Annotated in this window: 14 protein-coding genes and 2 pseudogenes; 10 read left to right on the top strand and 6 right to left on the bottom strand. The window is 65.8% G+C overall.

What is annotated here, in order from left to right; translation table 11 throughout:
* Positions 1–1,186, top strand: a 1,186-nt coding sequence (locus G3N99_RS22280; RefSeq protein ID WP_206123491.1) for an aldehyde dehydrogenase family protein, incomplete at its 5' end; no start/stop codon positions are given.
* 51 nt (positions 1,187–1,237) lie between these two features.
* On the opposite strand, the gene G3N99_RS22275 is transcribed toward G3N99_RS22280, so the two are convergent.
* The 3 genes from G3N99_RS22275 to G3N99_RS22265 form a co-directional block, all read right to left on the bottom strand.
* Entirely contained in the window at positions 1,238–1,750 is a 513-nt protein-coding gene (locus G3N99_RS22275; protein ID WP_206123490.1) for a DUF4262 domain-containing protein, read from the bottom strand.
* 124 nt (positions 1,751–1,874) lie between these two features.
* Entirely contained in the window at positions 1,875–3,728 is a 1,854-nt protein-coding gene (locus G3N99_RS22270) for an ABC transporter ATP-binding protein (protein WP_206123489.1), read from the bottom strand.
* Positions 3,729–3,826: 98 nt separating this feature from the next.
* Positions 3,827–4,840 (bottom strand): alpha/beta hydrolase, encoded by a 1,014-nt coding sequence (locus G3N99_RS22265; RefSeq protein WP_206123488.1) that lies wholly within the window; start codon positions 4,838–4,840, stop codon positions 3,827–3,829.
* Between the two features lie 141 nt (positions 4,841–4,981).
* On the opposite strand from G3N99_RS22265, the gene G3N99_RS22260 reads away from it, so the two are divergent.
* Entirely contained in the window at positions 4,982–5,578 is a 597-nt protein-coding gene (locus tag G3N99_RS22260; RefSeq protein ID WP_174943225.1) for a TetR/AcrR family transcriptional regulator, read from the top strand.
* A gap of 329 nt (positions 5,579–5,907) precedes the next feature.
* On the opposite strand, the gene G3N99_RS22255 is transcribed toward G3N99_RS22260, so the two are convergent.
* The gene (locus tag G3N99_RS22255) at positions 5,908–6,252 is read right to left on the bottom strand and encodes a hypothetical protein (protein WP_206123487.1); all 345 of its coding nucleotides are present in this window, start codon (positions 6,250–6,252) and stop codon (positions 5,908–5,910) included.
* A 468-nt stretch (positions 6,253–6,720) separates the two neighbouring features.
* On the opposite strand from G3N99_RS22255, the gene G3N99_RS22245 reads away from it, so the two are divergent.
* The 4 genes from G3N99_RS22245 to G3N99_RS22230 all read left to right on the top strand — a co-directional run bounded on the left by G3N99_RS22245 (position 6,721) and on the right by G3N99_RS22230 (position 9,927).
* Complete coding sequence (locus tag G3N99_RS22245; RefSeq protein ID WP_206123485.1) at positions 6,721–7,176, top strand: hypothetical protein; 456 nt, start codon at positions 6,721–6,723, stop codon at positions 7,174–7,176.
* Positions 7,177–7,605: 429 nt separating this feature from the next.
* Complete coding sequence (locus G3N99_RS22240; RefSeq protein ID WP_206123484.1) at positions 7,606–8,172, top strand: TetR/AcrR family transcriptional regulator; 567 nt, start codon at positions 7,606–7,608, stop codon at positions 8,170–8,172.
* Positions 8,173–8,395: 223 nt separating this feature from the next.
* Positions 8,396–8,821: an organic hydroperoxide resistance protein gene (locus tag G3N99_RS22235; RefSeq protein ID WP_174943220.1), complete on the top strand. Its 426-nt coding sequence runs from the start codon at positions 8,396–8,398 to the stop codon at positions 8,819–8,821.
* Positions 8,822–8,886: 65 nt separating this feature from the next.
* On the top strand, positions 8,887–9,927 hold the full coding sequence (locus tag G3N99_RS22230; protein ID WP_174943218.1) for an alpha/beta hydrolase: 1,041 nt from the start codon (positions 8,887–8,889) through the stop codon (positions 9,925–9,927).
* 126 nt (positions 9,928–10,053) lie between these two features.
* Here G3N99_RS22230 and G3N99_RS22225 read toward each other — a convergent pair whose 3' ends face one another.
* Both G3N99_RS22225 and G3N99_RS22220 read right to left on the bottom strand, forming a co-directional pair.
* Positions 10,054–11,769 (bottom strand): ATP-binding protein, encoded by a 1,716-nt coding sequence (locus G3N99_RS22225; RefSeq protein WP_206123483.1) that lies wholly within the window; start codon positions 11,767–11,769, stop codon positions 10,054–10,056.
* Between the two features lie 99 nt (positions 11,770–11,868).
* The gene (locus G3N99_RS22220; RefSeq protein ID WP_011350353.1) at positions 11,869–12,498 is read right to left on the bottom strand and encodes a response regulator transcription factor; all 630 of its coding nucleotides are present in this window, start codon (positions 12,496–12,498) and stop codon (positions 11,869–11,871) included.
* A gap of 168 nt (positions 12,499–12,666) precedes the next feature.
* On the opposite strand from G3N99_RS22220, the gene G3N99_RS22215 reads away from it, so the two are divergent.
* The 4 genes and pseudogenes from G3N99_RS22215 to G3N99_RS42010 form a co-directional block, all read left to right on the top strand.
* Positions 12,667–12,912 (top strand): hypothetical protein, encoded by a 246-nt coding sequence (locus G3N99_RS22215; RefSeq protein WP_206123482.1) that lies wholly within the window; start codon positions 12,667–12,669, stop codon positions 12,910–12,912.
* Positions 12,913–12,915: 3 nt separating this feature from the next.
* On the top strand, positions 12,916–13,239 hold the full coding sequence (locus G3N99_RS22210) for a flagellar transcriptional regulator FlhD (protein ID WP_041492522.1): 324 nt from the start codon (positions 12,916–12,918) through the stop codon (positions 13,237–13,239).
* 47 nt (positions 13,240–13,286) lie between these two features.
* Positions 13,287–13,646 (top strand): annotated as a pseudogene (locus G3N99_RS42015) (FlhC family transcriptional regulator); the annotation flags it as partial.
* A gap of 55 nt (positions 13,647–13,701) precedes the next feature.
* Positions 13,702–13,827 (top strand): annotated as a pseudogene (locus G3N99_RS42010) (selenide, water dikinase SelD); the annotation flags it as partial.

Below are 13,827 nucleotides of genomic sequence, written 5' to 3'. Positions count from 1 at the left end.
GCTGCTCGAGACGCTCGACACCGGCAAGCCGATCGCCGATACCACGGCGATCGACGTGCCGGTCGCCGCGCATTGCGTCGACTGGTATGCGGAGGCGATCGACAAGGTCGGCGGCGAAGTCGCGCCGGTCGACCATCATCTGGTCGGGCTCGTCACGCGCGAGCCGATCGGCGTCGTCGCGGCCGTCGTGCCGTGGAATTTCCCGCTGCTGATGGCCGCGTGGAAATTCGCGCCGGCGCTCGCGGCCGGCAACAGCGTCGTGCTGAAGCCGTCGGAGAAATCGCCGCTCACCGCGATCCGTGTCGCGCAGCTCGCGTGCGACGCCGGCGTGCCGCCCGGGGTGTTCAGCGTCGTGCCGGGCGGCGCGGAGCCGGGCAAGGCGCTCGCGCTGCACCGCGACGTGGATTGCATCGCGTTTACGGGGTCGACGCGCACGGGGCAGCAGATCATGGCGTGCGCCGCGCAGTCGAACCTGAAGCGCGTGTGGCTCGAGCTCGGCGGCAAGTCGCCGAACATCGTGCTGCGCGATTGCCCTGATCTCGACCGCGCCGCGCAGGCGGCCGCCGACGCGATCTTCTTCAACATGGGCGAAGTGTGCACGGCCGGCTCGCGCCTGCTCGTGCATCGCGACATCAAGGACGCATTCGTCGCGAAGCTGGTCGATGCGTCGCGGCGCTTCGCGCCCGGGCATCCGCTCGATCCGTCGGTGACGATGGGGGCGATCGTCGATCGCACGCAGCTCGATCGCGTGATGGGGTATATCGGTGCCGGGCGCGACGAAGGCAGGCTCGTCACGGGCGGCGCGCGCGTGCGCGAGGAGACGGGCGGGTTCTATGTCGAGCCGACGGTGTTCGAGGTGAAGCCGGACGCGAAGATCGCGCGCGAGGAAATCTTCGGGCCGGTGCTGTCGGTGATCGTGTTCGACGATGTCGACGAGGCTGTGCGGATCGCCAACGACACCGAGTACGGGCTGGCCGCGGCGGTCTGGTCGGCCGATCTCTCGACCGCGCATGCGGTGGCACGACGGCTGCGCGCGGGCACCGTGTGGGTCAACTGCTATGGCGACGGCAGCGACGACATGAACTTTCCGTTCGGCGGCTACAAGCTGTCGGGCAACGGTCGCGACAAGTCGCTGCATGCGCTCGACAAGTACACCGAGCTGAAGTCGACGGTCGTGCGGTTGTAGCCTGGGGCGGCGCGGCACGCTTGCGGCGTGCCGCGCGATCCCGTGCGCGGATCAGTGTCGATCGTCGCCCGGCACGAACAGCCGCGGCTGCGCGGCATTCAACGCGTCGTCCGCTTCAGGCTGCCACGGGAAGATCCCGTTGCGGTCCGGCCACAGCAGCTGGACGCACGGGAAGTCGTCGTTGCCGTAGAACCAGCGGTTCCAGCCGAGATGGGCTTCGTAGTGGGCTTTCCCGACCGGCATGAGGAGCGCGTTCGCGTTGGCGTAGACGGATGCGGTGACTTCGCCGACCGGGGGCGGGGTGCCGGCCGCGACCATCCGGTAGATGTCCCACAGCACGTCGTGGACGACGCGCGCCGGCAACGAGAACACGATGATTTCCGGAAAGCCGTGGTTGACCCACAGCCCGGTCGTGAACGAGAACCCGGGATCGTCTCCTTCCGCAAACACTTCCGTGCGGAACCATCCGTGCTGGCGAATCTGGTTCACGAATCGCTGCTCGGCTTCGTCGAGCACCGAATCGGGCGCGTCGAGCGCAGTGGCGATATCCGGTCGCGTGGTCATGGGAACTCCGAGGATCTGCGTCGGGCGGCAGGAAGCCGGGCGTTGGCGGCCGGCCGGCGGGGAAGCGATCGCGGCCGAATCCGCCGACGATCGCTGCGCCGCCATGTTGCCACAGCGGTTCCGCCTATTGCTCCGCGCCTTCCGCGTCGGCCGTTTCACCGAGGAACCCGCCGCTCTGGTGCGTCCACAGCGCCGCATAAATGCCGCCAGCCTGCAGCAGCTGCTGGTGCGTGCCTTCCTCGACGATGCGCCCTTCGTCGAGCACGATCAGCCGGTCCATCGCCGCGATGGTCGACAGCCGGTGCGCGATCGCGATCACCGTCTTGCCGTGCATCAGGCCGTCGAGGCTGCGCTGGATCGCGACCTCGACTTCGGAATCGAGCGCACTGGTGGCCTCGTCGAGCACGAGGATCGGCGCGTCCTTGAGCATCACGCGCGCGATCGCGACGCGCTGCCGCTGGCCGCCCGACAGCTTCACGCCGCGCTCGCCGACCTCGACGTCGTAGCCGCTGCGCCCGTGGCGGTCGCGCAACCGGTCGATGAACTCGGACGCTTCCGCGCGCACGGCCGCGTCGTGCATCTCGCGCTCGGTCGCGTCGGGGCGCCCGTACAGCAGATTCTCGCGCATCGTCCGGTGCAGCAGCGACGTATCCTGCGTGACCATCCCGATCGCGCTGCGCAGGCTGTCCTGCGTCACGTGCGCGATGTCCTGCCCGTCGATCCGGATCGTGCCGCCGCCCACGTCGTAGAAGCGCAGCAGCAGGTTCACGAGCGTCGATTTGCCGGCGCCCGAGCGGCCGATCAGGCCGATCCGCTCGCCGGGCCGGATCGTCAGGTTCAGCCCGTCGAACACGGCACGGTCGTTGTCCTCGTGCGCGAACTGCACGTTGTCGAACACGATCCCGCCGCGCTGCACCGCGAGCGGTGTCGCATCGGGCGCGTCGACCACGCTGTGCTTCTTCGTCAGCGTGTTGATGCCGTCCTGGATCGTGCCGACGTTCTCGAACAGCTCGGTCATCTCCCACATGATCCAGTGCGAATAGCTCGACAGGCGCAGCGCCATCGCGATCACGGCCGCAACGACGCCCGCGCTCACTTCGCCGTGCATCCACAGAACCAGCGCGAGGCCGGTCGAGCCGACCAGCAGCAATGTCGACAGCAGGTGGTTGACGACCTCGAACGCGCTGACGAGCCGCATCTGCGCGTCGCCGGTCGCCTTGAACGCTTCCATCGCGCGGCGCGCGTGGTCGGCTTCGCGCCGCGTGTGCGAGAACAGCTTCACGGTCGTGATGTTCGAATACGCGTCGGTGATGCGGCCCGTCATCAGCGCGCGCGCATCGGCCTGGCGGCTGCCGACGGCACCGAGGCGCGGCACGAAATACGCGCATGCCAGGCCGTAGCCGAGCGCCCACAGCGCGAGCGGGATCATCAGCCGCCAGTCGAAGCTGGCCGCGAGCGCGAGGATGCCGATCAGGTACGCGGCGACGCCGATCACGACGTCGACCGACATGAACAGCGCATCGCGCACCGCGAGCGCGGTCTGCATGATCTTGGTCGTCACGCGGCCCGCGAACTCGTTCGCGTAGAACGACAGGCTCTGGTCGAGCATCAGCCGGTGAAACAGCCAGCGCAGCCGCATCGGGAAGTTGATCGCGAGCACCTGGTGCTTGACCATCGTATGCAGCGCAATCAGCAGCGTACTGCCGGCGAGGATCGCCGCGAACCCGACGAGCGTGCCGAAGTGCCGGCCGCCGAACTCGGCCGGCGTCGCGGACGCGAGCCAGTCGACCACGCGGCCCATCATCGCGAACAGCGCGGCTTCGTACGCGGCCAGCGCGGCCGACGTCAGCGCGATCAGCAGGACCCAGCTGCGCGCGCCTTTCGTGCACGCCCAGACGAACGAGAAGAACCCCCGCGGCGGCGTGACGGGATCTTCGAGCGGGAAAGTCGGCAGCCGCCGTTCAAACCACGAAAACATTGAAACCTCTCCTTGATGCGGCCACGCCGACCGGCGCGGCCCGTATTGCCCGTTTCACGCGCGACGCCCGCAAAGGCATCGCCGTGCTGCACACGTGTTCACTGCGCCCGGATCCACGCTTCGATCGGGCCGAGCGTACCCGGTGCATACGCATCGCGCCCGAGCGCCGTGTACAGCCACTGCTTCCACGTCGGCCAGTCGGACTCGAGCTGGTAGTCGAACCAGCCGGCGCGCAGCAGCGCATGCGTTGCACCGGGCACGACCACCACGCGCCGGTCGGGCTGGTTCGCGAACGCATGCGTGTAAGTGTTCGCCTCGTCGACCGGATCGACATTGCGGTCCTGCGCGCCCCACACGGCCAGCACGGGCCCCTGCATGGTCGCGAGCGCCTGTGACGCGTCTTCCAGGTAGTTGCGCGCGATGAAGCCAAAGCGGCGCGGCTCGATGTCGGAGCGGCGGCGCGGATCGGCCGGCATGTCCGCCTGGCCGAAGATCGCGTCGTTGTCGCGTCGCTCGCCGGCCAGTGTCGCATCGATTCGATCCGGCTGCATGCCGGTTGCCTGGAGCTGCTGTCGCGTGAGGTAGGTGCCTTGCCGGCGCCAGCTGACGGCGCCGCCGACGATCACCGAGAACGCGGGCCGCACCGCATTCGCGACGCGCGGAATCACCCAGCCGCCTTGCGAGAAGCCGAGCAGGCCGATTTTGGGCGCGGGCCCGACGGCGGCGCGCACGCGCGCCATCGCGGCGATCGTTTCGTTCGCGCGGTCCTGCATCGATTGCGCGAGCCAGTCGCCGCCGCTGCGGCCGGTGCCCTGCTTGTCCCACGCGAACACGCCGATGCCGGCGTCGAGCAGGCTGTTGACGAGCGGCAGCATCGCGTCGTCCGAGAAGCGCGTGCGCGGCCCGTCGCCGTGGACGAGCAGCACGATCGGCGCATCGGGCGCATGGGCCGGCAGCGCGAGCGTGCCGACGAGGTCGGCGTCGCCGGCGCGGAACACGAGCGTCGACACCTCCGCGCCCTTCAGCTCGAAATCGGACAGGCCGCGCAACGCGACTGCGCCCACCGCGGCGAGCAGGACGAGCGCGATGCCGGCAATGACGATACGTTTCAAAAGGCCCTCGGAGCGGTGGCGTGAGCGGAGGTCGCAGGCGGCACGGACACGATGTCTTGACGCCTGCGGACGTCGTCACGATAATAGATCGACTAATCAGTCTAATAAAGATTCGAGTGAACGTCTAGCACGGAGTGCCTGTTGAGAAAGATCGACCCTGAAAGAGTGGAAGCGAAGCGACGCCAGATCCTGGATGCCGCGATCGACTGTTTTGCGCGCGACGGCTTCCATGCGACGTCCACGGCCGCGATCTGCAAGGCGGCCGGCATGAGCCCCGGCAACCTGTTCCACTATTTCCCGACGAAGGCGGCGATCATCGAGGCGATCGCGCAGGACGACCAGCGCGAGATGGCCGAACTGTTCGCGCGGCATGCGGACGCCGACGACGCGCTGGCCGCGATCGAGGAGATCGCGCTGACGTTGATGGAACTGTCGAGCGATCCCGTCTATGCACGCATCTGCGTCGAGACCGCGGCGGAGGCGACGCGCAATCCGGACGTCGCTGCGCTGTTCGCGGCGAACGAGGCGCAGGTGAAAGGGCGGATGGTCGCGCTGATCAAGCGCGGCGTTGCGCAAGGGAAGATCGACGGCAGCCTGAAGGCCGATTTGGTCGCGACCTGGCTGCTCGCGCTCGCGGAAGGGGCGGTCGGGCGCGTCGTGTTCGAGCCGGGGTTCAAGCCGCGCGCGCACCGGGCGATGTTGCGGACGATCATTCAGCGGATGTTGAAGCCGCAGTAAGGGTGGCGAGGCCGTCACGACCAAGTTTGGAAAGTTGATAGGGGGACCGGCAACAAGCGCTGGAAATCGGAGCCGATCTGAAGGCCCGCCGCCGTGAGGGCCTTGTTCCGAGCGTGTCGCTTCCCGGCCAGCATGAGACGTTTGTGAAAGGCCACGGACAGCCGCCTCACAGCGTAAAGAGGGCGCCCGTCTCGGATCCGTCGGATATTGCTTGGTCGGAACAAGCGGACCTCGGCAAACGTCGGTGCACTGCGCCCGTTCACCCGGCGCGGGATTCAGTTGATGCTGGGTGCGGGAGACATGACGCCGCTTTCCGGTTCGCCCGCGGCTTATCTAGCAGGCGGCTTTACGGCTGTCGGCACATAGCTGAAGTCCCACTGTAGATAGCTGCTCGCGGTAGCGAAGCGGCTTTGATCCTCGCGGAATCCAGCGATCTTGAGCGGCTTTTTCGAGGATGTACTGCGCACCCCTTGAATCCCATCCTCGGGCGCGATAATCGGTTCGAAGTCTTGCCCCGTGATTGGATCCGGATAAAGCCTGCGCAAGTACCGGCGCACGACAGGGTAGCGCGGATCGCGCAACAGATCCGTCAGTCTGTCGGGATAGGGCCGTATTCCCGCTGGCGTGCTTTCCGAATACTGCTGAATCGCCTGGGCTTGCAGCAGCTTCAGCACGAGCGTTTAATAATTCACCACTGGGTAGTTCAGCCGGGTTCGAGTTCAATCGGGCGGGATTTTCTGACGATTCGGGCTATCAGACGGCCGGTGTTAATGTGTACCGGCGGCCGCGTGACGAGGCGCTTTTGGAAGGCGGTGGCGGTACTGGTTTTGGGGGGGGCGACGAGTGGTGGCGGGTCGTTGTCTGCACGGGGGGCGAAAGTGCTGCGGCAGCCGCGGGACGTCGTGCCCACAGTCACTATGGCACGGCGCTGGGAGACGGCTTCGATACGAAGGTGACGCTGCCGAGCGGAAAGCGCCGGATGCAGTGAATTGGGGGACCAGAGAGGTCCGCGAGTTGAAGCCCGATAATGCTCGAGCTGTTGCGCGTGGAGAGCGACAAGTTGAAGGCTATCGCAAGGAACTTGAAGCCGTCACTGGTGACTCTTGGAGGTCAGTTGTGGATGTCTATCGGGCAAGTAAGCGATGAAGTCAAACGAATTCAAGCAAGGCATATTTGAGTCTCTCATGCAATGCGGTTTCATCCGGCGAAGTAATTTAATGTGCTTTTCTGGAAATGGAGCAAAAATTGCAATCGGAGTGGAAAAGGGCTTTGGTCAACAGTGGTTTGTTAATGTGGGATTCTGCCTTGACCGGATCGGAACCGATGAAATAAGCCGCATCGAACAGTCGCACATGTACTTTCGGCTCGACCGTTTGTATGCACAGCATCGTGAGTTGATCGTCGGGGCGGGGACGCTTGACGATATAGGGCAGCCCAGGGAATACGAAGTATTCCTCGGTCTACTGGCAAGTGACGTTGGAGAGGAGTTGAAGCGATTTTCCAATGAGCAAGCGATTGCCGATGCATATCGTGCAGGAAGGTTTCGGGAAGGCCTTGTTACCAAGTCGGTTAGAGATTTACTTTCTTCTCCGGCTTGAATTTTCCTGGCAACCGCGGGGCGCATCACTGAAAGGTGCATCAGTAAGGCGTGATGCGCTATCAATGGCGCGCGCCTGGAGTTTGCTCATGACAACCAGGGCGCGCTGTCCCGCAAGAATCACCGCTTCACGAGCAGCACCGAGGACTGAACTGGCATACATACGTCAGGAACAACCCCGTCAATCTGGTCGATTCGGCTGGAGAGCGCCCAGTGTCCGAGACAATCACGGAAGTCATCATGAGGTAGTGCGTACCTGGACAATTCGCGAAGCAAAGCATCAAAGCCCGTTGGCCCCGAGCGACCGCTGAAGAAACGAGAGCCATCACCGCGACAGGCAAGGAAAGCGGATGCCGAACCTGGCGCGCCCCGCATCGCGCCCTTAAAAAAATCCTTGACTGTCTATCTATGAGTAGATAAAGTTCGTTCCATGGAAACGAAACCGACCGTCCGCGAACAGATTCTCGACCACGCGATCACGCTGATGATGCTGCGCGGTTACAACGGCTTCAGCTATCGAGACCTGTCCGACCTGGTGGGCGTGAAGACGTCGAGCATCCACTACTACTTCCCGTCGAAGGACGACCTCGTACTGGAAGCCGTGTCGGTCTACAGCGACGACGTCCTCTTGGCCATGCGGGCGATCGATCCGGCGCTGCCGGCCGACGTGAAGCTGAGCCTGTACACGAAGATGTTCGGCCGCACGCTTGGCGACGGCAACATGATCTGCCTGTGCGGGATGCTGGCGGCCGATATCGAATCGTTGCCGGAGAACGTGCGGCAGGCCGTGCAGGCGTTCTTCAAGGCCAACGAGAGCTGGCTCGCCGAATTGCTGGCGCAGGGCGCGAAGGAAGGCACGCTGCAGTTCAGCGGCAAGCCCGACACGGCCGCGCGCACGTTGTATGCGGCATTCCAGGGCAGCGTGCTGGCCAGCCGGCTGTTCCACACGCGGGCGCGTCTCGAGGATGTCGAGGCGGTCTGGAAAACGCGGTCCTGACGGACGGCGCAAGCAGTCAGGCGGTTCGCCGCCTTTTGTTGGGCCATGATGCCTATCTGGGAGTAGATAGATTTTTTGGGCAGGTGGATCAACCGCCTGCATTTTTTGGGGATGTTTATCTATCTATGAATAGATAAACAAGCGCGACACCGGCTGCCCGACAGCCGGCAAGCGGTCCCGGGTTGGAAGGCTGTTTCACTCACTGATTGAAAAGGAGTCTGTCATGTCGATCGAAAAAGTGCTGTACCGCGCCCATGCAAAAGCCACCGGCGGCCGTGACGGCCGTGCGACGGTGCCCGAAAGCGGCCTCGACCTGAAGCTGACCACGCCGCGCGAGCTCGGCGGCGCGGGCGGTGCAGGCGCGAACCCCGAGCAACTGTTCGCCGCCGGCTACAGCGCGTGCTTCATCGGCGCGATGAAGTTCGTCGCGGCCCGCGACAAGATCGCGATGCCCGCGGATGCCGCGATCGAAGGCAGTGTCGGCATCGGCGCGATCCCGAACGGCTTCGGCATCGAAGTCGAACTGAAGATCTCGCTGCCGGGCCTCGATCGTGAAGTCGCGCAGACGCTGATCGATCGCGCACACCTCGTGTGCCCGTACTCGAATGCGACGCGCGGCAACATCGACGTCACGCTGACGCTCGCCTGATCGTACGTATTGCGAAACATTCCCCGTCACATTGTCATTCACCGATTGAGCCAAGGAGTTACACCATGAAGATCGTCAAGCCGCTGCTGATCGCTGCCGCCGTCGCCGCTGCACTGTCCGCCACGACCACCGCGTTTGCCGCGGGCGCCGGCGCCGAAGCCGTCCGGCCGGATGCGACGACGAGCGCCTTCCTCGCCGCGCTGAACGGCCAGAAAGGCCCGGGCCTCGAAACGCTGAGCCCCGCGAAGGCGCGCCAGGTGCTGGTCGATGCGCAGAACGGCACGAAGGTCGACCTGTCGGGCATCGACGTGTCGAACCGCACGATCGAACAGGACGGCTTGTCCGTGCCGGTCACGATCGTCCGCCCGCAAGGCGCGACGGGCACGCTGCCGGTGTTCGTGTTCATTCACGGCGGCGGCTGGGTGCTCGGCGATTTCCCGACGCACGAGCGCCTCGTGCGCGACCTCGTCGTGCAATCGGGCGCCGTCGCGGTGTTCGTGAACTACACGCCGTCGCCGGAAGCGCATTACCCGGTCGCGATCAACCAGGCGTATGCGGCGACGAAGTGGGTGGCCGCGCACGGCGCGGAGATCGGCGTCGACGGCAGCCGCCTCGCGGTGGTCGGCAACAGCGTCGGCGGGAACATGGCGGCCGTGGTGGCGCTGATGGCGAAGGACAAGGGCGGCCCCGCGATCCGCTTCCAGGGGCTGATGTGGCCGGTGACGGACCACAACTTCAACACGGGGTCGTACAACGCGTATCAGCAAGGGCACTTCCTGACGCGGCCGATGATGAAGTGGTTCTGGGACGCCTATACGAAGAACGAAGCGCAACGCAACGAGATCTACGCGTCGCCGCTGCGCGCGAGCACCGCGCAGCTGAAGGGCCTGCCGCCCGCGCTGATCCAGGTCGCCCAGTTCGACGTGCTGCGTGACGAAGGCGAAGCGTACGGCCGCAAGCTGGACGCGGCCGGCGTCGAAGCGACGACCACGCGCTACGACGGCACCATCCACGATTTCGGCCTGCTGAACGCACTGGCCACGGATGCGCCGACGAAGGCCGCGACGAAGGCGATGGCGAACGAGATCGCGACGCGGTTGAAGTAAGCGAGGGCTCGACCGCGCGCCGCACTTGAGGCGATGCGCGTGCGAAGACTCGGCGGCGGGCACGTGCCCGCCGCTTTCGCCTGCGGCCGGCGGGCGGGATGCGAAAGCGCCGCAGCGCGCCGGCGACTATCCCGCGTCGGCCCGGCGCGGCTGTCCGGGGGCCTGCGCATGCAGCAGGCGTGCCATCGCCGCGCGCAGCTTGTCGCTCGGCACCGGCTTGTGCAGCAGCACGAACCCGCCGTGTTTCAGCCGGCCGGGCCGCCGCGCGGTCGTGTCGCCCGTGATTAGCATCGCGGGAATCGCCGTGTTGTACTCGTCGCGAATTCGCGCGATCGCGCCGATCCCGTTCTGGTCGCCGTGCAGGTGCAGGTCGCAGATCAGCAGGGTCGGCCGTACGTCGCACGATGCCAGGCACGCGATCGCGTCGTCGACCGATGCGGCCGTGACGACCTGGTAGCCCCAGCGTTCGAGCAGCATCGACATGCCGGCGCGGATCGCGCTTTCGTCGTCGATCACGACCACGAGGTGCGCCGCGGCAGTGGCCTCGTCGACCGCGATCTCGTCGGCGGCGACGCTCGGCTGCACGGCCGTGTCCAGCCGCACCAGCTGCAGCTCGAAGCACGAGCCCCGCCCGGGTTCGGAGCGCAGCGTCAGCGGACAGTCGAGCAGCCCCGCGAGGCGCCGCACGATCGCCAGCCCGAGGCCCACGCCCTGTTCGGATTCGCTGCCGCGATGGCGCAACTGGTAGTAGTCGTCGAATACGCGGGTCTGCTGGTCGGCCGGAATACCGCGCCCGGTGTCGATGAATTGCAGGCGCACGTGCTGGTGCGTGCGCCTGCAGCCGACGACGATGCGTCCGGTGTCGGTATAGCGCACTGCATTCGACAGCAGGTTGCGGGCGATGCGCTCGATCAGCACCGGATCGGAATCGACGACCGCGGTGCTGCGCACGTACGACAGCGACAGGCCTTTCCCGTGCGCATCGGCGGCGACTTCGCGGCACACGCGTTCCAGCACCGCGCCGATCGCGAACGGCCGGCGATGCACGGGCACGACGCCCGCGTCGAGCCGCGAGATGTCGAGGATCGCGGTGAACAGCGCGTCCATCGCGTTGACGGACTGGTCGATGCGATCGACGAGCAGCGTGCCGTCGGCCGGCATCGGGACGTGACGCAACGCGCCGACGAACAGGCTCAACGCGTGGACCGGCTGGCGCAGGTCGTGGCTCGCTGCCGCGAGAAAGCTCGACTTGACGTGCACGGCCTCCGTCGCGAGATCCTTTTGCCGCCGGAAGTTCTCGGCCAGCTGCGCGGCGCGCTGGCGTTCGCGTTCGGCGATCCGCTGCGCGCGGATCAGTTGCAACTGCATCTCGATCTGGTCGCGGAATTCCTCGACGAGCCGGATGTAGCGCTCCGAATACGCATTCTCCTTGCAGTCGAGCAGGCAGATCGTGCCGAACGGCGTGTTGTCGGGCCAGCGGATCGGCAGGCCGAGATACGAGACCATGTTGACGCGCAGGTCCGGATTGTTGCGCCACTGCGCCGATTGCCGCGCATCCGGCACGACCAGCGTATCGCCGCTCGCGATGACCGCTTCGCAGTAAAGTCCCGAGCCGTGCAGTTCGGCCGATTCGCCTGGATAGAACGGATTGCCGGTGTTGCGGCTCGCCACCAGCACCTGGATGTCGCGGCCGACGTTGCGCATGATCAGCCCGGCCGGCACGCCGACGATTTCCGCCATCAGGTCGACGAGGCGCTGCCAGCGCGCGATCACGTCGGCGGCGAGGTCGAACGGGACTTCATGGTCGGCCGGCGCTTCGGGCGTCTCGTCGACACGCGTCATGCGCACGCTCCTCGAACGGGCGGGGAAGATGAGGGAAATTTAGGCGTTCCGCGCCGGCAAGGCAATGTCGCGACGCGAGCAGGCGTCGGATCAGTGGGATCAGATGAGGCCGGCCTTCCTGCCGGCCGCCGCGGCCTGGGTGCGGTTGATCACGTTCAGCGCCTTGAAGATCGCGGTGATGTGCGCCTTGATGGTCTTTTCGGACAGGCCCAGCTTGTCGGCGATGACCTTGTTCGGCACGCCTTCCGCGAGATAGCGCAGCACTTCGATCTGGCGTTGCGTCAGCATCGAACCGCGTGCCGCAGCGGCGCCGTCCGGATGCTGCAGCGCGGGGTCGTCGAGCACGAGCGGCGGGACGTAACGCTCGCCGTTGAGTGCGATCCGGATGGCGGACAGCAGCGTGCGCGGGCTGGCGGACTTCGGCACGTAACCCATCGCGCCCTGCGCGAACGCGCTGCGCACGGCGCCGGGATCCTCCGACGACGACAGCACGATGACCGGGAGCCCGGGGCGCATCGTCGCGAACACGGCGAGCGCGTCGAGGCCGTCCATGCCCTGCAGCTTCAGGTCGAGCACGATCGCGTCGAGGTCGGCGTGCGCGTCGAGCAGCCGCACTGCGTCATCGGCGCTGCTCGCCTGGACGACGACCATGTCGCCATCGCCCTGGCGCAACAGCATCTCCACGCCGTCGCGCAGGATGGCGTGATCGTCGACGATCAGGATTTTCATGAGGACGGTTAAATAAGTAAAGCCGGGACCGGCCCGGCAAGAATGTACCGGATTGTACAAGACGAAAGTCTTAATACTAAAGTCGTGTTTATCCGGCAATTGTCTTGCGTCTAACGTCGCGTTTACATTCAGCGAAATATCGCCGAGACTCAATCACGACAGTTTGCAATGCAGGCTGTCCCGGGCGCGCGGTGCGACGCATCGCGCGGCATCGCTGCAATGCGCATGACGACACGTGCGGCCGTGCCCGTATTGAGTGGCGGCGCGATGCACGCGCGCCATGAGCGTCGGATCGTCATGATCGATTTCGCACGTTCGCATCAGACAAAAGAAATAACGGTTCGTAATATCCGGATTATCGGCACGCAATTTGACGGCGAATCATTGATCCTGATCGCGCAGGAATCGAGGTGAACAATGAAGGTTGCCAACGACAGTGATGCAATGTGGGAATTGAACATGTCTTATCTGTGGCTCGCGCAGCGACTGCTGCAGTCGGATCGCGCATCCGGCATGTTCCGCCTGGGCGTGACCGCTGACGTTGCCGCCGCGCTGGCCGCGTTGTCGATGAAGCAGATGAACGACCTTGCATCGGCGGGGCAGCTGATCTGCGCGTTGCGGCCGAGCCGGTATGGCGTGCTGTCGGCATTGACCCGCGCGACGCCGCCGGTCGATCTCGTGCGCGTGCATACCGCGATGGCGCTGGCCGGCCTCGCGCTTCCCGACGAGGAAACATCGTGAGCGGCCGGGCCGGGCGGCATGGCCTCGCGGACGACGCGCAGCTGACGATGCACGCGGCGACGCTGATCCGGTTCGGCGCGCGGCTGCAGATGCTGGAGATCGAGTGCGCGCTGCCACGCGAGCATCTCGTGCGCCTGTATCGCGAAGTGCGCGGCGTGGCCGCACCGAAGGGATTGCTGCCGTCGTCCATCGACTGGTACATGACGTGGCTCGCGAACATTCATGCATCGCTGTTCCACAGCATCTACCGCTTCCTGCGCAACCAGGCCGGCTGCCCGCGACTCGAGGCGCTCGTCAAGGCGTATACGCTGTACGCCGAACACGGCGATCCCGCGCGTCACGCGCTGCCGCTGGACCTGACACGCGCGTGGATGCTGGTGCGCTTCGTCGATGCGGGCGTGCTCGACATCGCCCGATGCCGGGATTGCGGCGCGGCGTTCATCACCTACCGCCACGCACTGCGCCGGCATCCCGGTCGCGGGCGGCCACTCGATCGATTCGGTCGAGCCGATCTACGGGCTCGCGGCGATCGGCGTCGTGCATCCGTCGCGCGTGAAGCGCAATGCGGCCGCGCGTGCGGGCGACGTG

Origin of the sequence: Burkholderia sp. Ac-20392 (assembly GCF_017104585.1) — a bacterium.
Lineage (GTDB): Bacteria > Pseudomonadota > Gammaproteobacteria > Burkholderiales > Burkholderiaceae > Burkholderia > Burkholderia lata.
Note: the sequence above shows the minus strand (reverse complement) of the source record. Positions and strands in the feature narration are given on the sequence as shown.

Excerpts from the sequence above, each read along its gene's own strand:
- G3N99_RS22270 (WP_206123489.1), bottom strand. The coding sequence starts at position 3,728 with ATGTTTTCGTGGTTTGAACGGCGGCTGCCGACTTTCCCGCTCGAAGAT.
- G3N99_RS22275 (WP_206123490.1), bottom strand. The coding sequence starts at position 1,750 with ATGACCACGCGACCGGATATCGCCACTGCGCTCGACGCGCCCGATTCG.
- G3N99_RS22215 (WP_206123482.1), top strand. The coding sequence starts at position 12,667 with ATGCAGGCTGTCCCGGGCGCGCGGTGCGACGCATCGCGCGGCATCGCT.
- G3N99_RS22220 (WP_011350353.1), bottom strand. The coding sequence starts at position 12,498 with ATGAAAATCCTGATCGTCGACGATCACGCCATCCTGCGCGACGGCGTG.
- G3N99_RS22225 (WP_206123483.1), bottom strand. The coding sequence starts at position 11,769 with ATGACGCGTGTCGACGAGACGCCCGAAGCGCCGGCCGACCATGAAGTC.
- G3N99_RS22210 (WP_041492522.1), top strand. The coding sequence starts at position 12,916 with ATGAAGGTTGCCAACGACAGTGATGCAATGTGGGAATTGAACATGTCT.
- G3N99_RS22240 (WP_206123484.1), top strand. The coding sequence starts at position 7,606 with ATGGAAACGAAACCGACCGTCCGCGAACAGATTCTCGACCACGCGATC.
- G3N99_RS22245 (WP_206123485.1), top strand. The coding sequence starts at position 6,721 with ATGAAGTCAAACGAATTCAAGCAAGGCATATTTGAGTCTCTCATGCAA.
- G3N99_RS22235 (WP_174943220.1), top strand. The coding sequence starts at position 8,396 with ATGTCGATCGAAAAAGTGCTGTACCGCGCCCATGCAAAAGCCACCGGC.
- G3N99_RS22230 (WP_174943218.1), top strand. The coding sequence starts at position 8,887 with ATGAAGATCGTCAAGCCGCTGCTGATCGCTGCCGCCGTCGCCGCTGCA.